This window comes from Streptomyces sp. NBC_01463, from assembly GCA_036227345.1.
GTDB lineage: Bacteria > Actinomycetota > Actinomycetes > Streptomycetales > Streptomycetaceae > Streptomyces.
This window is the reverse complement of sequence record CP109468.1, coordinates 495525-515707: the sequence shown is the minus strand read 5'-3', so window position 1 is coordinate 515707 and position 20183 is coordinate 495525. Positions and strand designations below refer to the sequence as shown.

Sequence of the window (20183 nt, the reverse complement as noted above, 5' to 3'; positions counted from 1 at the left end):
GACGGGGGCGAATCCGCAGACCGGAGTCGCCTCGCGGCGCAGGCCGGCGCCCCGCATGCCGGGATGAATTCCGCACCGCTAGATGACAATGAAAACGATTGTCGATAACGTGTGCCGTGCCGGGTGGGCGGCCCCCGGGTGGGTGCCGCCGCCTGCCCGGGTCCTGAACTGCACAGCGAAGAGGGGTAGTCGTGGCACATCTGCTGATGGTCGAGAGCTGGGTCGGATCGATGAGCAGACTGCTGCCACGGGCGATCCGCGAAGGCGGACACACGTTCACCTTCCTCACCCGCGATCTGCACCACTACCTGCGCGCCGCCCCCGAGGGCGCCGCACACCCGCTGCTCTCGGCCCGGCACGTGCTGACGGCCGACACCAACGACTCCGGGACGCTGCTGCCGTTCGCCGAACGGGCCCACGCATCCCTGGAGTTCGACGGCGTCATCACGTCCTGCGACTACTACCTGCCGGCGGCCGCCGGGATCGCCGCCCGGCTGGGTCTTCCCGGCCCCGCCCCGGCCGCCGTGCGGAACGCCTGCCGGAAGGACGCCACCCGGCGGGTGCTCGCCGAAGCGGGGGTGCCGGGACCGCGGTTCGCGGTGTGCCGCGACCCGGCGGAGGCGCTGCGGGCCGCGCGGGACATCGGACTGCCGCTCGTCCTCAAACCCGTCGACCTGTGCGCCGGGATGTTCGTGCGGCGCATCGACGACGAGACCGGCCTCACCGAGGCGTACCGCGCACTCGCCGACTTCCCGGTCAACGCCCGCGGGCAGCGACGCGACCCCGCCGTACTCCTGGAGGAGTTCCTCCACGGCCCCGAAGTCAGCGTCGAGACCGTGACGTCCGGCGGACGCACCCAGGTGGTCGGGGTGACGGACAAGAGCATCGGCGGAGCACCCGCCTTCGTGGAGACCGGCCACATGTTCCCCGCCCCGCTCACCGGGCCGGACGACCGCGCGGCCCGGGAGACCGCCGTGGCTGCGGTCGAGGCGCTCGGCCTGGATGCCGTCGTGGCGCACACCGAGATCAAGCTGACCCCCGAGGGCCCGCGCGTGGTGGAGGTCAACCCCCGCCCGGCCGGCAACCGCATCACCGAACTGGTCCGCCATGTGACCGGCATCGACATCACCGCCGCCTGCGTGAACGTGGCGCTCGGCCGCGAACCGGACCTGCGCCCCCGCGCCACCGGACTGCACAGCGCGGCCATCGGCTTCCTGGTGCCGGGAACCGGGGGAGTGCTGGACCGGATCGAAGGCGACGACGAGGTGGGCGCGGCGCCCGGAGTGCTGGAGCTCAGCCTCGCGGCACCCGGCACCCGGGTCGGCGCCACGGGCAGCAACAACGACTACCTGGGCCATGTCATGGCCGGCGACGCCGACGGCCCGGGCGCCCGGGACCGCGTCGAGTCGCTCATCGCCCGGCTGCGCCCCAGGGTGGCGGCCCGATGACCGCGGCCGCCGCCACCGTGCCCGCCGCGGCCTCCTACGAGGACCTCGTCGCCGGAGTCCTGGCCGGCCGCTACGGGCCCGACCCGCGGAGCAGGCGCATCGCCATGGCCTTCACCACCCGCCAGTCCGTACGCCACGCCGGGCGTGGCAGCGGCTACCGCAACGAGGTGCTGAGCCTGCGCCTCGACGCGGCCGTCGGCTCCTGTGCCGTCGAGCCGGGCGAACTGCCCGCCGGCGTCGTCGACGACTGTGTCGGCGCCGATGTCGCCACGCTGCTCGGCCACGAGCTGGGCCCGGTGCGGGCCGCCGCCCTCGACACGTATCTCCTGCACACCCGGCCGCACGGCCCCGGGAGCGGTGCCCGGCCGTGGCCGCTGCCGGCCGGCAGCTCGCTGGAGAAGTCCCGGGCCCGGGCACGCGCCGTCGTCGGGCTGCTCGGCACCCCGCCGGGCGGCACCGTCCTCGTCGTCGGCGTCGTCAACTCCCTTCTGGAGGCGCTGCGTGAGCGCGGGCTCGGCTACGTGCCGTGCGATCTCAAGGGCGGCACGACCGAATGGGGCGAGCCGGTGCGGACCCGGGTGCCGGCCGGACCGGAGGACTGCGACGCGATCCTCGCCTCCGGAATGACCCTCGGCAACGGCACCTTCGAGCCGCTGCGGGAACACGCCCTGCGGCACGGCAAACCCCTGGTCGTCTTCGCCCAGACCGGCAGCGCGGTGCTGCCCCGGCTCATCGGCGCCGGAGTCACCGCGGTGTCCGCCGAGCCCTACCCGTTCTTCTGGCTCGACGGCGGCCCCGGAACCATCCACCTGTACGGAGGCACCCCGTGACCACCGCACTGCTGCGCCCCGCCGGCAACCGCGAGCTCCTCGGGCTCGTCGGCCGCACCCCGCTCGCCCGCATCACCGCCGACCTGCCCTGCCCGCACCCCGGCTTCTGGGCCAAGCTCGAAGGCTTCGCCGTGGGCGGCATGAAGGCGCGCGCCGCCGTGTCGATGCTGCAGGGAGCCGAGCGGCGCGGCGAACTGCGCCCCGGCGCACCGGTGGTGGAGTCCACCTCCGGCACCCTCGGCATCGGACTCGCCTTCGCGGGCCAGGCACTCGGCCACCCGGTCGTGCTGGTCGGCGACAGCGAACTCGAACCGTCGATGCGCCGGCTCCTGCACGCACACGGAGCCCGGCTGGAACTCGTCGACCGGCCCGCCCCCGAGGGCGGCTGGCAGGCGGCCCGGCTGGCCAGGCTCCGGGAACTGCTCGCCGGACTGCCCGGTGCCTACTGGCCCGACCAGTACAACAACCCCGACAACACCGCCGGTTACGCCTCGCTCGCCGCCGAGATCACCGGCCGCCTCGACCACGTGGACATCCTCGTGTGCAGCGTAGGAACGGGCGGGCACAGCGCCGGAGTCGCCGGTCCGCTCCGCGGGCGCTGGCCCGGACTGCGGCTGATCGGTGTCGACGCCACCGGCTCGACGATCTTCGGACAGCCCGCAAGGCCCCGCCTGATGCGCGGACTCGGCAGCAGCATCCGTCCGCGCAACGTGGCGCACGACCAGTTCGACGAGGTCCACTGGGTCGGGCCCGCCGAGGCCGCCGACAGCTGCCGGCGGCTGGCCAGGGACAACTTCGTCAGCGGCGGCTGGAGCACCGGAGCCGTCGCGCTCGTCGCGGCCTGGGCCGCCCGAGTCCACCCGGGTGCGGTCGTCGCGACGGTCTTCCCGGACGGACCGCACCGCTACCTCGGCAGCATCTTCAATGACGGGTTCAACGCCCGGCACGGACTGGTCCCGGAGACGGCGGCGGTCAGACCGGTGGAGATCCGCCATCCGCAGGCCGTGGAGGCGACCGGCTGGACCCGCTGTCGCACGGTCACCGGCCGGCGCGAGGACCTACGGCCGCCGCGACTGCCGGTCAGCCGTGCGCCCGCGGGCGCCGCGACGACCCGTGCGCCCGCGGGAAACACGCTGCCGCACACCCGCCCGTACACCGTCCGCCTGCCCTACGCACCGGAGGAGTCCCGATGAAGGCGACCCGGCGCACCGTCGGACTGCGGCTCGCCGAGCCGCTGCGGATCTCCCGGTCCACCACGACGGCCCGGGACGCCGTCCGCCTGTCCATCGAGCACGAGGGTGCGCACGGCCACGGCGAGACCGTCACCAGCGTGTACTACGGCCTCGACACCGCCACCGTGACCCACTGGCTGGACCGGTGCGCCCGCGCACTCACCAGGTTCCCCGACCCGGAGACGGCTCTGGCCGCCCTGTCCGCGCATGCGTCCGGCGACCCCGGCGGTGACGGCGGGCCGCTGGGATCCGGTACGCCGCCGGCCGTCACCGCCGCCGTGGAGTCGGCGCTGCTCGATCTCGTCGGCAAGCGTGCCGGACTGCCCGCGTACCGCCTCATCGGCACGGCCTCGGCACCCGCCGCCGCCACGGCCCGCACCATCGGGATCACTTCGCCCCGCCGCGCCGGCGCCCTCGCAGCCCGGCTGGCGGACGACGGGTTCACCGTCATCAAGCTCAAGGTCGGCTCGGCCGACCCGGAGGACGACGTCGCCCGCGTACGTGCCGTGCGCGCCGCCGCCCCGCACGCGCGGCTGCTCCTCGACCCCAACGGCGGCTGGAGCGCCGCGTCGGCGCCCGTCCTGCTGGGGCGCTTCGCCGAACTGGGCGTCGAGGCCGTCGAACAGCCCGTCGCCCCGGGCGACCCCGAGGCCTTGGCCCGGCTCGCCGCACGCTCACCGCTGCCCGTCATCGCAGACGAGGACGCCGTGGACATCGAGGACGCCCGGCGGCTCGCCGGCCGGGTGCAGGGCATCAACGTGAAACTCGCCAAGTGCGGAGGCGTGAGCGCCGCCCTGCGCATCGCGGGGCTGATCGCCGGCAGCGGCACCGGTCTCATGCTCGGCTGCCTCACCGCCAGTTCGCTCGGCATCGCCCCCGCGGTGCACCTCGCCGACCGCGCCCGGTGGACCGACCTCGACGGACACCTGCTGCTCGACCACGACCCGTGGACGGGGATCGGCGGCACCGACGGCAGCGTGCGGGCGAGCGGTCACCCCGGACTCGGCGTACGCCCGCGCACGCCCTTCGACGTGCGCCGCTCGCACCCCGTGGCGGACGGCCCCGCACGGGTGCGTATCCGGGCCGCCGAGGTGACCCCGTGAAGACCTGGCGCGAGATATGCGCCTTTCCCCCGGCCGTACGCCTTCTGCTGGTCAACCAGCTCGGCGTCAACACCGGCTTCTACCTGCTGATCCCCTATCTCGCCGTGCACCTGAGCGACGGCCTCGGGATGTCCGCCGCCGTCGTCGGCACCGTGCTCGGAGTGCGCAGCCTCAGCCAGCAGGGGCTGTTCGTCATCGGGGGCTCGGCCGCGGACCGGCTGGGCGCCCGCGGGGTGATCATCGCCGGATGCGGACTGCGGACGGCCGGCTTCGCTCTATTCGCGCTCGGTGACGGGATCGCGGTCCTGCTCGCCGCGTCCGTACTCAGCGGACTGGCCGGCGCGTTGTTCAACCCCGCCGTCCGCAGCTACCTCGCCCAGGAGGCGGGGGAGCGCAGGGCCGAGGCGTTCGCGCTGTTCAACGTCTTCGCGACGACGGGCGCGCTCATCGGCCCCCTTCTCGGCAGCGTCCTGCTCCTCGTCGACTTCCGGGCAGCCGCGCTCACCGCCGCCGGGATCTTCGCCGTGCTCACCGTCGCCCAGGCCCTGGTGCTGCCGCCCCGCCGGGCCGCACCGGCCACGAGCGGCGTACTCGCCGACTGGCGCGAAGTGGTCCGCAACCGCCCCTTCATGGCCTTCGCGTGCGCGCTGGCCGGCATGGTCGCTCTGGAGAGCCAGCTCTATCTGCTGTTCCCCGACGGCGCCCGCAGGGCCACCGGCTGGGACGGTGCGGCGGGCCTGGTGTTCCTCGTGGGGACGCTCGCCGGACTGGCGTTCCAGCTGCGCATCACCCGCGCCCTGAAACGGCGGGGCAGCCGGGCCACCTGGATCGCCACGGGTCTGCTGCTGACGGCCGCGGCCTTCGTGCCGCCCGTGCTGGTGACGTCCGGCGCCCCGCCGGACACGGACACGAGCCAGGCGGTGCTGCGCGCGATACCCGTCCTTGCGGGTTCCCTGCTGCTGCAGACCGGGCTCATGGTCGCCCAGCCGTTCGTGATGGAACTGATCCCCGCCTTCGGCAGGCCCGGCCTCACCGGCACCTACTTCGGTGTCTTCTACGTCGTGTCCGGCATCGCCGCCGCCCTGGGGAACGCCGCCGTCGGCTGGGCGATGGACACCGGTCAGCGCATCGGCGCCGGCTGGCTGCCCTGGGCCTGCTGTCTGGTGCTCGGTCTCGTGTCCGCCGCCGGGACCCTACGCCTCCACCGCCGCGGCACGCTGCCCGGCCGACCGGTTCCCGTACCCGTCCATGCCTGAGGAGAGCCCCGTGGACGACGCCAACCTGCTCACCGACAACCCGGCGCTGTACGAGGCCCGCTTCCCGGACCCCGAACGGCTCGCCGGACGCTGGACCGAGGAGACGCTCAGGAGGTACGGAGCCGGACCGCGCGTCCTGGACATAGGCTGCGGCACCGGCCGCGACGCCGCCCACCTCCATGCGGCGGGGCGCGCCGTTACCGGTGCCGACCTCTCCGGCGCGATGCTCCGGCATGCCTCCCGTGAGCACCCTGGGCCGGAGTATCTCCGGGCCGACCTGAGGGGGTTCGACCTGGGAGCACGGCGCTTCGACGCCGTCGTCTGTCTGGACAGTGCGCTGCTCTACTGCCGGACCGACGCCGAGACCGACAGCTTCCTCACCTCCTGCCGACGCAGTCTGACGCCCGGCGGTCTGCTCGTCGCGGAGATACGCAACGGCGCGTACTTCCTCCGCGGCGCCGCACTCCCCACGGCCCCGGCCGTCCACACCTTCACCCATCGGGGCGTCGTCCACCGCTCCGTCACCCGGCTGCGCGTGGACCCGGCCGCCCGCCTGCTGCACCGCAGCCGCACCTGGACCACGGACGACGGCTCATCCCCGGTCGAACAATGCTCCGCCTGGCGGCTGTTGCTCCCCGCCGAGCTCCGACAGGCCCTCACCGCCCACGGATTCGAGGTCCTCGACCTCCACGACGGCCCCGGCCCACGCACCGAACCCCCCTGGCGCGAGGGCCTCCTGCCCACCGGAACGGCCGACGCCGACCGCCTCCACGTCATCGCCCGGCTCACGGGCAGCTGACCGGGCCCCTCCTCCTTCCTCGTACGCTCCCACCGGATCAAGGACATCCCCATGCCCAGCGACGAACGCACCACGACAGCGACACCCTTCCCCGGCCTGCACCGCCGCGGCTTCCTCGCCGCCTCCGGCGCGGCCGGCCTCGGCACCCTCGGGCTGACCGGCTGCGCCGGCCCCTCGGACACCCGGGCCGACGTCGACGGCGAGGCCGGTCGGCCGAAGCGCGGCGGACGGCTCAGGGCCGCCTTCGCCGGGGGCGGTGCGAGCGAGACCCTCGACCCGCACCTGAGCAACCTGTTCGCCGACGCGGCCCGCGCCAAGGCCCTCTACGACAAGCTGGCCGACTACGGCGCCGACCTCTCCGCTCAGCCCCGCCTCGCCTCCTCCTGGGAGCCCAACAGGACCCTGGACCGGTGGAAGGTCTCCCTGCGGGCCGCCGTCTTCCACGACGGGCGGCCGGTCACCGCGAAGGACGTACTGCACAGCTACCGCCGCATCGCCGACCCCGCGCGCACCTTTCGCGCGAAGGCGTCACTCGAACCGGTCGACCTCGCGGCCAGCAGGGCCCTGGACGCGCGGACCGTCGAGTTCGTCCTCAAGCGTCCGACGGCCGAATTCCCCAACGTCATGGCCGCGTTCGGCGCGTACGTCGTCCCCGCGACCGCCCGGGACGGCGACTTCGACCACCGGCCCGTCGGCAGCGGACCGTTCCGGCTGGTGTCCTTCGCCCCCGGCCGGTCCACCGTCCTGCGGCGCAACGACGCCTACTGGGACGGCGCCCCGCACCTCGACGAGCTGGAGTTCGTCGTCGCCAACGAGGAGTCCGCACGCGTCAACGCCCTGCTCGGCGGCCAGGTCGAGTACGCCCACGAGCTGAACCCGGCGACCGCCCGCGCCCACGAGGACGGCGGGCGGATCCGGATCGTGCGCCTGCGCAACAGCGCGATGCAGTCCTTCGCCATGAAGACCGACCGGCCACCGTTCGACGACCGGCGCGTCCGGCAGGCCCTGCTGCTCGTCGCCGACCGCGCGGAACTCGTCAAGGGAGCCCTCTCCGGCGCCGGCGAGATCGGCAACGACCTCTTCGGCAAGGGGTACGAGTACTACGCCGACGCTCTGCCCCAGCGCGAACAGGACCTCGGCCGGGCCCGCAGCCTGCTGAGGCAGGCCGGCGCCGATGACCTGCGGATCACCCTCGACACTTCACCCGTCGCCGCCGGATTCACTGAGGCCGCGGCCGTCTTCCGCGACCAGGCGGCCCGGGCAGGCATCACCGTCGAGGTGAGGACCGGCAGCAAGGACACCTACTGGAAGGACATCCTCGACGCCGGCACCCTCTGCTGCTACCGCTCCGGCGCCATGCCCATCGAGTCACACCTCTCCCAGCGCCTGCTGACCGGTTCGACCACCAACGCGACCAAGTGGCGCCACCCCGACTTCGACACCCTCTACCAGCAGGCCCAGTCGACGAGGGACCCGCGGGAGCGCGCCGCCGTCTACTCCCGCATGCAGCGCCGCCTCCACACCGAAGGCCCCTTCCTGATCTGGGGCTTCGCCGACTGGATACTCGGCACCGCCCGCACGGTCCGGGGCGTCGAGCGGCAGGCGCCCGCCAACACCCTGGACTGGGCCCGCTTCGACAAGGTGTGGCTGGCGTGAGCGGACCCCTGCCCTGGGCGGCGCGGCGGCTGCTGCTCGGCGGGGTGCAGACCGCGGCCGTCGTGCTGCTCGTCCTCGCCCTCACCGAGGCGCTGCCCGGCGACGCCGCCGTGGCCCTCGCCGGTGACCAGCCGGACCCGGAACGGATCGAGACGGTCCGGGCCGCCCTGCACCTGGACCGGCCGCCGCACGAACGGCTGCTGGACTGGTCGGCCGGGCTGCTCCACGGCGACCTCGGAGTCTCGCTGACCTCGGGGCGGCCCGTAGCCTCCTACCTCGGCGACGGCTTCGGCCCGACCCTCCTGCTCGCCGTCCCGACGGTCGTGCTCCTCGTCCCGGCGGCAGTCGGCCTCGGCGTGCTGGCCGCCCGGCACCAGGGACGCGCCGTCGACCGGTTCGTCAGCGCGGTCCTGCTCGGCCTCTACGCCGTACCGGAGTTCGCACTCGGTGTCCTCCTGGTCACCGTCTTCGCGCTGCGGCTCGGCTGGCTGCCGCCGACCGCCGTCGGGTACGGCACCGACCTGCCCGCCCACCCGGCCGCCCTGGTGCTCCCCGTCCTGGTCCTGCTGGCGCGCCCGGTGTGCTCGCTCGCCCGGCTGATCCGCGCCGGGATGGCCGACGCGCTGGCCTCGCCGTACGTCGCACACGCCAGCCGCCACGGACTGTCAGGCGCCCGCGTCCGCTACGCCCACGCGCTACCGAACGCGCTCGCTCCGGCCGCTCAGCAACTGGCCCGCACGATCGACTGGCTGCTGTGCGGCGTGGTCGTGGTGGAGGCGCTGTTCGTCATTCCGGGACTCGGCACGGTCCTGATGAACGCCGTCGCGGAACGGGACGTCCCCGTGGTGCAGGGCCTCGCGGTCGTGTTCGGCGTCGCCACGGTCCTGCTTAACCTCGGAGCGGACCTGGTCACCCACCGCTTCGCCCCGCGAGCGGGGGTGGCGGCGTGATGGCCCTCGCGCTCGCCCGTTCCCGGCGCGGACTGAAGACGCTCGTCGTCGGGCGGCGAAGGAGCGACGACGGGCGTGCCCGGGCCCGCTTCGGCCGTCTCCTGCCCGGCCTGGCCGTCATCCTGGTGCCGCTCGTACTGGCACTGGCCGGACCGCTGTTCGCCGGGGAGGCCGGAGCGCGCGGAACCTCGTTCACCCCGGGAGGCGGACACTGGCTCGGGACCGACTTCGTCGGCCGCGACGTCGGCCGGCAGGTGCTGCTCGGCGGCCGGCCGGTGGTGCTGATCGCGCTCGCATCGACGGCCCTGGCCTACGCCGTGGCGCTGCCCGTCGGCTTCGTCTGCGCCCTCACCCGCCGGGCCTGGGCGGAGGAGCTGCTGATGCGTCCGCTGGACGTCCTGCTCTCCGTGCCGTCGCTGCTGCTGATTCTGCTGGTCGCCGCCGTCGTCGAACCGGGGCCTGCCGGTCTCGCGCTGCTGGTGGCCCTCGTCAACGTCCCGGACGCGGCCAGAATCGTCCGCGCCGCCGGGGCCGAGGCCGCCTCGCGCCCTGCGGTCGAGGCGCTGCGCATGCAGGGCGAGAGCTGGGCACGCATCGCCTTCGGCTACGTCGGAAGGTCGGCCGCCCGGCCGCTGGTCGCCGACGCGGGCGTACGCCTGACCGGGGCGCTGTACCTGGTGGCCACCGCGGCGTTCCTCGGTGTGGGCGTCGGGCCGGACGCCGCCGACTGGGCGGTGATGGTGGACCGCAACCGTACCGGCCTGTTCGTCCAGCCGTGGGCGGTCGTCGTCCCGGCCCTGCTGATCGTCGCGCTCACCATGGGCGGGAACCTGCTGGCCGACGCCGCACTCGTACGTTCCGACAGCAAGGAGAGGCGCCCGTGAACACGGCCGCGCAGAACCGTACGGCGGCTGAGGCAGAGCCCGTCGCCGTGGTCGAAGGGCTCCGGGTGGAGATCGGCGGGCGGGCGATCGTCGACGGTGTCGGCCTGCGGGTGCTGCCCGGGCGGATCCTCGCCCTGGTGGGCGCCTCGGGCAGCGGGAAGACGACCACCGGGCTCGCCCTGCTGGGCGAGTACCCGCCAGGGGCGCGTGTGACGGGCACCGTGCGGGTGGCGGGCGGTCTGATCGGCTACGTGCCGCAGCACCCGGCCACGGTGCTCAATCCCGCCCGCCGGATCGGCGCGCTGCTGAGGGACATCGCCCGGCGTCAGGTGCGGCACCTCCCGGGGCGCCGGCGCCGGGCAGCGGTTCGCGACCGGGTCCTGGATGCCCTCGCGCGCGTCCAACTACCCGACGCGGAAGCGATGCTGCGCCGTTTTCCGCATCAGCTGTCCGGCGGCCAGCAGCAGCGAGTGGTCCTCGCCCAGGCCCTCCTGCTGGGCGCCCGGGCGGTCGTCGCGGACGAACCCACCACCGGACAGGACCCCCTGACGAAACGTCGCATCGTCGAGCGCCTGGCCGCCGTCGCCGGCCAGGGCGTCGCCGTCGTCCTGCTCAGCCACGACCTGGACGTCGTCCGTGCGCTCGCCGACGACGTGGTCGTCCTCCGCGACGGAAAGGCCGTCGCTGCAGGCCCCGCGGCGCAGGTTCTGCACGATCCTGATGACACCTGGACCCGCCGGCTCCTGGCCGAACCACGGGACATGCGGCCCATCGCGGCGACAGCGGGCGGCACGGTGCTGGACGTACGCGCCCTCACCGCGCGCCACGGCCGGACCCCCGTGCTCCACGACGCGGAACTCACCGTGGGCGCCGGTGAATGCCTCGCCGTCGTCGGCCGGTCGGGCAGCGGCAAGACCACCCTGGCCCGCTGCATCGGCGGACTCCACCGCGACCACGACGGCGAGGTGCTGCTGAACGGCAGGCCGCTGCCGCGCAGCCTGCGCGACCGTCGCCGTGAGCAACTGGCCGCTGTCCAGTACGTCTTCCAGGACGCGGAGGCGGCCTTCGACGCCCACCGCCCCGTGCTCGGCCAGATCGCACGGACGGCCGTCCGGCTGCGCGGCCTGGACCCGGCCGAGGCCAGAGCCGAGGCGCTCACCGCGCTGAGCACCCTGGACCTCCCCGCACAGCGCTCCCTGCGCCTGCCGGGGCAGTTGTCCGGCGGCGAACTCCGCCGGGCCGCCCTCGCCCGCGCCCTGCTCGCCCGCCCCGAGGTCCTGGTCTGCGACGAGATCACCTCGGGCCTCGACACCTTCACCCGGACCTCCCTCCTCGGGCTCCTCACGGAGCTGCTCGGGTCGGGCGCGATCCCGGCGCTCGTCCTTATCACCCACGACCTGGACACGGCGGCCCGCGCCGGCCGGATCGCCGTGATGGAGCGCGGCCGCATCGTGGAGACCGGGGCGGCGCACGACGTACTGCACGCGCCGCGCCACCCCTTCACCGCCGAACTGGTCCACGCGGCCCGGCAGTTCCGGGGCGCGGCCGGCTGACGGAGGCTCTACCGTGTTCCGGAGCGGGCGACGCGGAACCCCGTGTCGTCGATCCGGAACGTGGGGTGGCTGCGCCGCCGCACCGAGGCCCGGCAGCTCCAGTGCTCGTCGAACCAGCCACCGCCCCGCAGCACCCGGTAGCTGCCGTACACCTCGGCGTCGTAGACGTCCCAGCACCACTCCCACACATTGCCCAACGTGTCGTACAGGCCCCAGTCGTTGGGCAGCCGGCCGCCCACCTCGTGCGGCCGCTCAAGGGAGTTGCCGCGATACCAGGCGATGTCGTCGAGGGGGCCGTACCGCGCCTGCGTCGTGCCCGCCCGGCACGCGTGCTCCCACTCGGCCTCGGCCGGCAGCCGGTAACCGTCGGCGGCCGCCTCCCACCGGATCTGCCCGGCCTCGGGGTGGAGGAGGTAGGCGGGCGTCAGCCCCTCGCGCAGGGACAGTGCGTTGCAGAAACCGACGGCGTCCAGCCAGGAGACGCCCTCGACCGGCAGTGGGTCGCCCTGCGCGGTACTCGGCCGCTCGCCCGTGACCTGCGCGTACTGGGCCTGGGTCACGGGGTGCGTACCGAGCCGGAACGGTGCGACATCGACCGTCCAGCTGCGCTGCGTACGACGGTCGGACAGGGTCACCCGCCCCGGCGGAACGTCGGTCATCGTGATCTCGGTGCTGGGGTCCATGGGGCGGTGATCCTATCAACGGCGCCTTCGGCAAGACCGTGCGCCCTGCGCGAGGTCCCCGGTCAACCCGGCTGTTCCGCCAGCGCCTTGATGAGGAGCAGCGCGATGTCGTCGCTGCCCGGTGTGGACCGTTCGGCATAGCGGACGAGCGTGTCGGCGAGGGCTTCCATGGGCCGGCCGGCGGCCCGGGTGAACTGCTCGGCCAGGGCCGCGGTCGCCTCGTCGAGATCGGTGCCGGGCGCCTCGACGAGTCCGTCGGTGTACAGGGCGAGCGCGGCGCCCGCCGGCAGCGGGATCTCGGTCGTCGGGTACGTGGCCTCCGGGTCGATGCCCAGCAGCAGACCAGGCGGCAGCCGCAGTACCTCGGTGTGCCCGCCGGGGTGGTGCAGGAGCGGCGGCGGGTGCCCGGCCGTGGCCAGCAGGGCGCGGTGCCCGGCCAGGTCGAGATGGACGTAGAGGCAGCTGGTGAACAGGCCGGGGTCGAGGTCGGTGAGCAGCCGGTTGGTGCGGGCCAGCACCTCGGCCGGCGGCGCCCCCGCCGAGGCGTGCACCGCGGTGCGGACCTGGCCCATCAGGGCGGCCGCCTTCACGTTGTGGCCCTGGACGTCGCCGATGGTGGCGGCCGCGGTGGTGGCGTCGAGGCGGATGACGTCGTAGAAGTCGCCGCCGATGCCCGTGCCGTGGGCCGCCGGCAGATAGCGGGCGGCGATGTCCAGACCGGGGATCCGCGGCAGGGTGTGGGGGAGCAGATGGGCCTGCAGGCTGTGGGCCAGCTGGTCCTTCGCGTCGTACAGGCGGGCCCGGTCCAGGGCCTGTGCGATCAGTCCGGCGATCGACGCGAGGAGCGCGCGTTCCTCCGGTTCGAACGGGCGGGTCATCTCGTAGGCGAGCACCAGTGAGCCGACCGGGCGGCCCGAGGCGATCAACGGCAGGAACGCCCACGCCGCCAGGCCCTCCTGGAGCACGGCGGGCGGGTAGGCACGCTTCAGCTCCGCGAACGAGCGGTAGAAGCTGGGCACCCCGGTGGTCAGGACGTGAGCGGCCGGGGTGCGTGAGGCCAGCGGGGCGCCGTCGAAGCGGTCCATGAGCTCGGGGGCGAAGCCGTGGTGGCCCTCGACCCGCAGCCGGCCCTCCGCCGCGGTCATCACGGCGAGCGCCTGGATCCGGAAGGCGGGGACGAGCTGGTCGGAGAGCAGCCCGACCACGTCCTGGATGCCGACGGCCTCGGTGAGCGTCGCGGCCAGATGCATCAGGTGGTAGAGCGCGACGGCACGGCTCGGGGCGCTCGACGGCGCGGGGGACTCCGCGGCGGGCCCCGCCGCGTGCGCGGCGGTGCCGGGCGTGATGTACACGCTGATGCCCGAGGCGTCCGGGTAGAGGCGGAACGAGAGCCACCGATCGGGCGGGCGCAGCGCGGTGAACGAGGTCGGCTGACGGCTGACCACGGCCCCGCGGTACTGGTCCTCGAAGAGCGGGTCGTCCAGCCAGGGCAGCGACTCCCAGGGCAGCGTCCCCATCAGGTCGGCCGCGCTCCCGCCGACCAGTTCGGCCCCGGTGTCGGTGAGGAACGTGATCCGGCCGTGCATGTCGAGGGCGCAGCAGCCGCCCGGCAGCCGCTGGAGGTACTCCGCCGCGCGGGACGCCGTGGCGGTGTCGGGCGGCGGTGCGCTGAGGGGCGGCAGGACCCGCAGGCCGAGGTCGGGCGGCACGGGACGGCCGTGTTCCTCGGCCTCGTGCAGCACCAGGGCGATCTCACCGCACCCGGCATGGACCGCGGCCCGCTCCTCGGGGCTGAGCTGCGGCGGGTGCGAGCCCGGCCACAGCAGCACCAGGCCACCCCACACGGCGGCGCCCGTGAGCACCGGCGCGGCGGCCAGTGCGAAGCGGTACGGCAGCACGAGCGCGGGCCGCGGATAGCGTCTGGCCAGCTCCTCCTGGCTGCCGAGCCAGACCAGATGCTGGTCCTTCAGGGCGTCGGCCACCGGCATCGGAGCGGAGAGCGGGACCCGGGTCCACGGGGCGGCGAACTCGGCCGGCACCCCGGCGAGAACGGTCAGCCGCAGCGTGGACTCGCCCGGCGCCAGGAGGTACAGCATGGCCACGGAGGCGCCGGTCCGCCGGACGGCCCGTGCCACGGCCCGGTCCAGGAGCTCCGCCCCGGACTCCGTGCGGGGCCGTACGTTGTCCATATTCGGACCATACGCCCACGTTCTGCGGTCGACCTGGTGGTACCGGCCGTGCGGCCGGGGGTCCCGGAGCCGTGCTCACCCCGCCGAGGCCTCGCGGGTGATCCGGTCGAACCGCGCACCCATGGCGGCGGCGAGCGCCTGCGCAGCGGAGAGGGGCCGGACCATGACCATCAGGTCGTCGATCTCGCCCGCCTCGTTCATGTGGAGGAAGTCGCAGCCGGTGATCTCCCGGTCGTCCACCTTCGCCTCGAACACCAGGGCGTGGTCGCGGCCGTCCTCGCTCGCCATCTCGCGGACGTAGCGGAAGTCCGTGAACACCTCGGAGACCGCGCGCAGGATCGCGGCGGTGACCGGCCGGCCGGGGTAGGGCTTGAACGCCACCGGGCTGGTGAACACGACGTCCTCGGCCAGCGTCGCCTCGATGGCGGCGTGGTCGTGCGCCTCGACAGCGGTGCGGAAGGGGTGCATCCGGGACTCCATAGTCAACTTGTTGAATAGGTGTGAAAGAGATTAATCACATGGCTGTTAGTCTGTCCAGATGTCTCTCAAGTACGCGGTCCTGGCGGCGCTGCTCGAAGGGGAGGCCTCGGGCTACGACCTGGCCAAGGTCTTCGACGTCTCGGTGGCGAACTTCTGGTCGGCCACCCCGCAGCAGCTCTACCGCGAGCTGGAGCGCCTGGCGGAGAGCGGCCTGATCGGGGCCCGGGTCGTCGAACAGCAGCGCAGGCCGAACAAGCGGCTGTTCACGCTCACGGACGAGGGCCGCGCCTCGCTCGCCTCGTTCACCGCACAGCAGCCCCGCCCCACGGCCATCCGGGACGAGCTCCTGGTCATGACCCAGGCCGTGGACGGCGGCGACGGCGACGCGGTGCGCGCCTCGGTCGAGGAACGCATGGAGTGGTCCCGCGCCCGGCTCGCCCGCTACGAACGGCTGCGGGACCGGATGCTCGACGGCCGCGACGAGGACACCTTCGTACGGGAGACCGAGCGCATCGGCCCGTACCTGACACTCATGCGGGGACGGTCCTTCGAGCAGGAGAACCTGCGCTGGGGGAAACGGGCGCTGGAGATCCTGGAGCGCCGCGCGGCGTCGGCCACCGGAGAACCGCGGGGCTGAACCGCCGTACCCCTCGAACAGTCGAACAGGACGCGCGCCCCCGCACCGTCCCGGGCTGCAATGGACAGGTGACCGCGCCCCCGGACGACTGCCTCGCGCGCAACGAATGGATCTGCGGCGCCTATCTGACCAGCCGTCGGCACATCCTCTGGGACGCCGTGCTGCAACACCTCCAGCTGACCGCCGTCTCCGTGCTCATCGGACTGGTCATCGCGCTGCCGCTCGCCCTCGCCGCCCGCCGGTGGCGCTGGGCCGCCGGACCGGTGCTCGGACTGACGACGATCCTCTACACCGTCCCCTCTCTCGCCATGTTCTCGCTGCTCCTGCCCGTGTACGGGCTCTCCGCCTCCCTCGTCGTCGCGGGCCTCGTCCTGTACTCGCTCACCCTGCTCGTACGGAACATCCTGGCCGGGCTGCGCGCGGTCCCCGAGGAGACCCGGCAGGCGGCGCGCGGCATGGGGTACGGGCCCGTCCGGCTGCTCGTGGCCGTGGAACTCCCGCTCGCCCTGCCGGCAGCCATGGCCGGCCTGCGCATCGCCACCGTCTCCGCCGTCTCCCTGGTCACCATCGGCGCGATCGTCGGATACGGCGGCCTCGGCAACCTCATCTACGCGGGAATGAACACCTACTTCAAGGCGCAGGTGCTCACCGCGTCCGTCCTGTGCGTCGTCATCGCCGTCGCCGCCGACCTGCTGCTCCTGCTCGCGCAGCGCCTGCTCACCCCCTGGACACGGAGGCAGTCGTGAACACCCTCTCCGACGCCTGGTCCTGGCTCACGACCTCCGCGCACTGGTACGGCGAGGACGGCATCTGGACCCGGCTCGCCCAGCACCTCGTCCTCACCGTCGTCTGCCTGCTGATCAGCTGCCTGATCGCCCTGCCCGTGGCCCTGGTCCTCGGCCATCTGGGCAAGGGCGGCGCGCTCGCCGTCAACATCTCCAACGTCGGCCGGGCCGTGCCCACCTTCGCCGTCCTCGTCCTCCTGCTGCTCACCCCGGTCGGGCGGTTCGGGGAAGGGCCGACCGTCGTCGCGCTCGTCCTGTTCGCCGTACCGCCCCTGCTCACCAACGCCTACGTCGGCATGCGCGAGGTCGACCAGGACGTCGTACGGGCGGCCCGGGGCATGGGGATGACCGGCCGCCAGATGCTGACCCAGGTCGAGGTCCCGCTCGCCCTGCCGCTCATCCTGACCGGCGTACGGATCGCCGCCGTCCAGCTCGTCGCCACCGCGACCATCGCCGCACTGGCCGGCGGCGGCGGCCTCGGCCGCATCATCACCGCCGGGTTCAACCTCGCCTCCACCGCCCAGGTGGTCGCCGGGGCCGTGCTGGTCGCCGTGTTCGCCCTGATCGTCGAAGGGCTCTTCGAGGTGGCCCAGCGGCTCGCGCCCGAATGGGTCCGCGACGGGAACGCCGGATGAGGGCCCGGCACGCCCTCCCGGTGCTCCTGCTGCTCCTGGCGCCCCTCACCGCGTGCACGACCGGACCCACGCTGGAGAACCAGGGCGAGGTCACCGCTCCGCCCGGAGACAGCAAGCACCTGACGATCGGATCGGCGGGATTCACCGAGAGCGATCTGCTCGCCCAGATGTACGCCCTGCTGCTCGACGACGCCGGATACTCCACGGAGATCATCTCCGTCACCAACCGGGAGATCTACGAACCGGCCCTGGAGAGCGGCCAGATCGACGTCGTCCCCGAATACGCCGCCACCTTCGCCGACTGGCTGAACGCCAAGAAGAACGGAGCCGACGCCACCCCCGTCGGCTCGCCCGACCTGGCCGAGACGATGAAAGCCCTGCGCGCGCTGGCCGCACCCCGCGGCCTCACCGTCCTCGACGCCGGCCGCGCCGTCGACCAGAACGCCTTCGCCGTCACCGCCGCCTACGCGAAGGAACACCATCTGAAGTCGCTCAGCGACCTCGGCAGATCGGGGCTCCCCGTCCGGCTGGCCGCCGGCGACGAATGCGTGCAGCGCCCCTACTGCGCGCCCGGGCTGAAGAAGACGTACGGCATCGACATCACCGCCGTCGACCCCAAGGGCGTCGGCACCACCCAGGCCAAACAGGCCGTCCAGAGCGGCCGCGACCAGATGGTCCTGACGACCACGACCGACGCCACCCTGGACGACTTCGGCCTCGTCCTGCTCGCCGACGACAAGCACCTGCAGAACGCCGACTACCTGGTCCCCGTCGTCAACCGGTCCCGCGCGGGCAGCGAAGGCGTCCGTACGGCGCTGGGCAAGCTGAACACCGTACTGACGACCAAGGACCTGGCCGAGCTGAACGAACAGGTCGACAGCTGGCGCCGGCTCCCCGAGGACGTCGCCCGCACCTACCTGCGGTCCCACGGCCTCATCCCCGGGGACTGACCCGCCGGGCGCGCGGCGCCGGGTACGGCCGGTCAGGCGGTCGCCTCCGCCGGTTCGGGCGCCCAGCCGGTGGCGTTGCCGTGCAGGGCGCTGTAGTACGGGTCGCCGGGGCCGATCTCGCCGGCCCGGACGGTGTTCCCGGTGAAGGCCGCCTTGTAGAGCGCGGCCACCAGCTCCAGGCTGGTGCGGCCGTCGGCGCCGCTGCTGCGCGGCCGGCGTCCCGCCCGCAGATCGGCGAGCAGACCACGCAGTTGCGCCTCGTGGGAGCTGGGCACATCGGCGCCGAAGTCCTGCCAGGCGGCGGCCAGTCCGGGCGCGACGCCGGGGGCGGGGGTGACGCGCCAGTCCGCGTTGCGATGGCCGTACAGATGGGTGAGCTCGACCGTGGCCCGCTCGCAGTCGATCCGGATCCGGCTCACCTCGTCCGGGCTGAGGACGCTGTTGACGACCGTGGCCATGGCGCCGCTCTCGAAGCGGACCAGTGCCGTGGAGACGTCCTCCGTCTCGACGTCGTGCACCAGCCGCCCCGCCATCGCGCGGATCTCCGACCACGGGCCGAGCAGATCGAGCAGCAGATCCATCTGGTGGATGCCGTGGCCCATCGCGGGGCCGCCGCCCTCCGTGCTCCAACGCCCGCGCCACGGCACGGAGTAGTAGGCCTCGTCCCGGTACCAGGTGGTCTGGCAGTGCGCGACCAGGGGCCGCCCCATCGCCCGCTCGGCCAGCAGCGCCCGGACATGGTCCGAACCGGACCCGAACCGGTGCTGGAACACGATCGCTGCATACGGGCCGCCGGCCGGCCCCTCCGCCGCCTCGATGGCGTCGAAGTCCTCCAGCGAGGGGCACGGGGGCTTCTCGCACCACACCCAGGCCCCGGCCCGCAGGGCGGCGATGGTCTGGTCGCGGTGGAAGCGGGGCGGAGTGCCGATCGTGACCAGGTCGGGGCGCTCCTCGGCGAGCATCCGGCCGAGATCCGAGTACGGCCGGCCGGCGCCGGCCTCGGCGCAGAACGACGCCGCGGAGGCGGCGTCCACATCCACCGCCGCGACGATCTCCAGGGGCTGTTCGGCGGCCAGCGCGCGCAGGGCGGGCAGATGGCTGCCGCGCGCGATCGCGCCGGTCCCGACGATCGCGACCCGGACCGGCCTGCTGGGGGAAGCCTGGCTGGACGTGACAAACACCTCCACGGTGAACGGGGCGCCCACCGCGTGGCAAGCGCTTTCTACCAGCGGAAACCTAGGCTTTGCGCGGGCTTGCGGTCAAGGGACCCGGAGCCTCGCCCACCCGCCCCGGGAGCCGCCGAAAACGAGTTGCCCGGCCGTCCGCCCCGGACGCAGTATCTGGCCATGACCACGGACATCGCCCTCGTGCCGCCGGCTCCCACCGACCGATCGGTGACGAGCGGCCGACAGCAGCCGGGGCGGCCGCGGAAGCCGGTGCGACACCGGCACGGATGACCGCCGTCCTGGTCGCGGGACTGCTCGCCGGATACGGCATCGCCATGCCCGTCGGAGCCGTCGCGACCTACCTCGCCGCCCTCACCACCCGCACCTCGCTCAGGACCGGTGCGTTCGCCGCGCTCGGAGTGGCGACCGCGGACGGGCTCTACGCGCTGATCGCCGTCGCGGGCGGAGCGACGCTCACCCCCGTCATCGCACCGGTGATGCGCCCCTTCCGCTGGGCCTCCGCCGCCGTCCTCGTCGCCCTCGCGGTCCGCGGCGCGCTCACCGCGTACCGCGCGCACCGGAGCGGCACCGCGGCATCGCGCGTCGACAGCGCGCAGCTCACCCCCGTGCGGGCCTACTTCACGCTGCTCGCGCTCACCCTGATGAACCCGATGACCGTCGTCTACTTCGCGGCCCTGGTCCTCGGCAGCGAGGCGGTCGCCGCCTCGGCCCCCGCGCACCGGGTGGTGTTCGTGCTCGCGGCCTTCGCCGCCTCGGCCAGTTGGCAGCTGCTCGTCGCGGGCGGCGGAGCGCTGCTGGGCCGCGCGCTGACCGGCAGCCGGGGGCGGCTCGTCACCGCGTTGGCCTCCAGCACCCTGATCACCGTGCTGGCCGTCCGCCTCCTGCTCCCGTCACCCTGACCCCCGTGCGTACGCAGCCCCCGAGGC

At 73.7% G+C, this 20183-nt stretch carries 19 protein-coding genes; 15 read left to right on the top strand and 4 right to left on the bottom strand.

What is annotated here, in order from left to right; translation table 11 throughout:
- Window positions 1–191: 191 nt before the first annotated feature.
- The 10 genes from OG521_02310 to OG521_02265 are packed head-to-tail and all read left to right on the top strand — an operon-like array spanning window position 192 to window position 11711.
- A complete protein-coding gene (locus tag OG521_02310; GenBank protein ID WUW19673.1) occupies window positions 192–1448 on the top strand; it encodes an ATP-grasp domain-containing protein in 1257 nt (418 codons plus the stop codon).
- On the top strand, window positions 1445–2278 hold the full coding sequence (locus OG521_02305; protein WUW19672.1) for a hypothetical protein: 834 nt from the start codon (window positions 1445–1447) through the stop codon (window positions 2276–2278). The genes OG521_02310 and OG521_02305 overlap by 4 nt, the downstream gene beginning before the upstream one ends.
- Window positions 2275–3471: a PLP-dependent cysteine synthase family protein gene (locus OG521_02300; GenBank protein ID WUW19671.1), complete on the top strand. Its 1197-nt coding sequence runs from the start codon at window positions 2275–2277 to the stop codon at window positions 3469–3471. Before OG521_02305 ends, OG521_02300 begins: the two co-directional genes overlap by 4 nt.
- A complete protein-coding gene (locus tag OG521_02295) occupies window positions 3468–4613 on the top strand; it encodes a dipeptide epimerase (GenBank protein WUW19670.1) in 1146 nt (381 codons plus the stop codon). The genes OG521_02300 and OG521_02295 overlap by 4 nt, the downstream gene beginning before the upstream one ends.
- Entirely contained in the window at window positions 4610–5869 is a 1260-nt protein-coding gene (locus OG521_02290; GenBank protein WUW19669.1) for an MFS transporter, read from the top strand. Before OG521_02295 ends, OG521_02290 begins: the two co-directional genes overlap by 4 nt.
- 10 nt (window positions 5870–5879) lie before the next feature.
- Window positions 5880–6668, top strand: coding sequence for a class I SAM-dependent methyltransferase (locus OG521_02285; protein WUW19668.1), 789 nt, complete (start codon window positions 5880–5882; stop codon window positions 6666–6668).
- A 51-nt stretch (window positions 6669–6719) separates the two neighbouring features.
- The gene (locus tag OG521_02280; GenBank protein ID WUW19667.1) at window positions 6720–8324 is read left to right on the top strand and encodes an ABC transporter substrate-binding protein; all 1605 of its coding nucleotides are present in this window, start codon (window positions 6720–6722) and stop codon (window positions 8322–8324) included.
- Window positions 8321–9274, top strand: coding sequence for an ABC transporter permease (locus tag OG521_02275; protein WUW19666.1), 954 nt, complete (start codon window positions 8321–8323; stop codon window positions 9272–9274). Before OG521_02280 ends, OG521_02275 begins: the two co-directional genes overlap by 4 nt.
- Complete coding sequence (locus OG521_02270; protein ID WUW26551.1) at window positions 9274–10158, top strand: ABC transporter permease subunit; 885 nt, start codon at window positions 9274–9276, stop codon at window positions 10156–10158. The genes OG521_02275 and OG521_02270 overlap by 1 nt, the downstream gene beginning before the upstream one ends.
- Window positions 10155–11711, top strand: a complete 1557-nt coding sequence (locus OG521_02265; GenBank protein WUW19665.1) for an ATP-binding cassette domain-containing protein — start codon at window positions 10155–10157, stop codon at window positions 11709–11711. Before OG521_02270 ends, OG521_02265 begins: the two co-directional genes overlap by 4 nt.
- 8 nt (window positions 11712–11719) lie before the next feature.
- Here OG521_02265 and OG521_02260 read toward each other — a convergent pair whose 3' ends face one another.
- The 3 genes from OG521_02260 to OG521_02250 form a co-directional block, all read right to left on the bottom strand.
- Window positions 11720–12394: a formylglycine-generating enzyme family protein gene (locus OG521_02260; GenBank protein ID WUW19664.1), complete on the bottom strand. Its 675-nt coding sequence runs from the start codon at window positions 12392–12394 to the stop codon at window positions 11720–11722.
- A 62-nt stretch (window positions 12395–12456) separates the two neighbouring features.
- A complete protein-coding gene (locus OG521_02255) occupies window positions 12457–14583 on the bottom strand; it encodes a SpoIIE family protein phosphatase (GenBank protein ID WUW19663.1) in 2127 nt (708 codons plus the stop codon).
- A gap of 75 nt (window positions 14584–14658) precedes the next feature.
- Complete coding sequence (locus OG521_02250) at window positions 14659–15051, bottom strand: nuclear transport factor 2 family protein (protein WUW19662.1); 393 nt, start codon at window positions 15049–15051, stop codon at window positions 14659–14661.
- Between the two features lie 70 nt (window positions 15052–15121).
- Here OG521_02250 and OG521_02245 point away from each other — a divergent pair, with 70 nt between their 5' ends.
- From OG521_02245 to OG521_02230, 4 genes are all read left to right on the top strand, one after another.
- The gene (locus OG521_02245; protein WUW19661.1) at window positions 15122–15700 is read left to right on the top strand and encodes a PadR family transcriptional regulator; all 579 of its coding nucleotides are present in this window, start codon (window positions 15122–15124) and stop codon (window positions 15698–15700) included.
- Window positions 15701–15768: 68 nt separating this feature from the next.
- Complete coding sequence (locus OG521_02240; GenBank protein ID WUW19660.1) at window positions 15769–16446, top strand: ABC transporter permease; 678 nt, start codon at window positions 15769–15771, stop codon at window positions 16444–16446.
- Complete coding sequence (locus OG521_02235; GenBank protein ID WUW19659.1) at window positions 16443–17120, top strand: ABC transporter permease; 678 nt, start codon at window positions 16443–16445, stop codon at window positions 17118–17120. The genes OG521_02240 and OG521_02235 overlap by 4 nt, the downstream gene beginning before the upstream one ends.
- The gene (locus OG521_02230; GenBank protein WUW19658.1) at window positions 17117–18070 is read left to right on the top strand and encodes an ABC transporter substrate-binding protein; all 954 of its coding nucleotides are present in this window, start codon (window positions 17117–17119) and stop codon (window positions 18068–18070) included. The genes OG521_02235 and OG521_02230 overlap by 4 nt, the downstream gene beginning before the upstream one ends.
- Before the next feature lie 32 nt (window positions 18071–18102).
- Here OG521_02230 and OG521_02225 read toward each other — a convergent pair whose 3' ends face one another.
- On the bottom strand, window positions 18103–19251 hold the full coding sequence (locus OG521_02225) for a Gfo/Idh/MocA family oxidoreductase (protein ID WUW26550.1): 1149 nt from the start codon (window positions 19249–19251) through the stop codon (window positions 18103–18105).
- 272 nt (window positions 19252–19523) lie between these two features.
- Between OG521_02225 and OG521_02220 the strand changes: the two genes are divergently transcribed.
- A complete protein-coding gene (locus OG521_02220) occupies window positions 19524–20156 on the top strand; it encodes a LysE family translocator (protein WUW19657.1) in 633 nt (210 codons plus the stop codon).
- The last annotated feature ends 27 nt before the right edge of the window (window positions 20157–20183 follow it).

Coding starts and splice junctions, on each gene's coding strand:
- OG521_02305 (WUW19672.1), top strand. CDS start 1,445: ATGACCGCGGCCGCCGCCACCGTGCCCGCCGCGGCCTCCTACGAGGAC.
- OG521_02295 (WUW19670.1), top strand. CDS start 3,468: ATGAAGGCGACCCGGCGCACCGTCGGACTGCGGCTCGCCGAGCCGCTG.
- OG521_02280 (WUW19667.1), top strand. CDS start 6,720: ATGCCCAGCGACGAACGCACCACGACAGCGACACCCTTCCCCGGCCTG.
- OG521_02270 (WUW26551.1), top strand. CDS start 9,274: ATGGCCCTCGCGCTCGCCCGTTCCCGGCGCGGACTGAAGACGCTCGTC.
- OG521_02260 (WUW19664.1), bottom strand. CDS start 12,394: ATGGACCCCAGCACCGAGATCACGATGACCGACGTTCCGCCGGGGCGG.
- OG521_02255 (WUW19663.1), bottom strand. CDS start 14,583: ATGGACAACGTACGGCCCCGCACGGAGTCCGGGGCGGAGCTCCTGGAC.
- OG521_02250 (WUW19662.1), bottom strand. CDS start 15,051: ATGCACCCCTTCCGCACCGCTGTCGAGGCGCACGACCACGCCGCCATC.
- OG521_02245 (WUW19661.1), top strand. CDS start 15,122: ATGTCTCTCAAGTACGCGGTCCTGGCGGCGCTGCTCGAAGGGGAGGCC.
- OG521_02230 (WUW19658.1), top strand. CDS start 17,117: ATGAGGGCCCGGCACGCCCTCCCGGTGCTCCTGCTGCTCCTGGCGCCC.
- OG521_02220 (WUW19657.1), top strand. CDS start 19,524: ATGACCGCCGTCCTGGTCGCGGGACTGCTCGCCGGATACGGCATCGCC.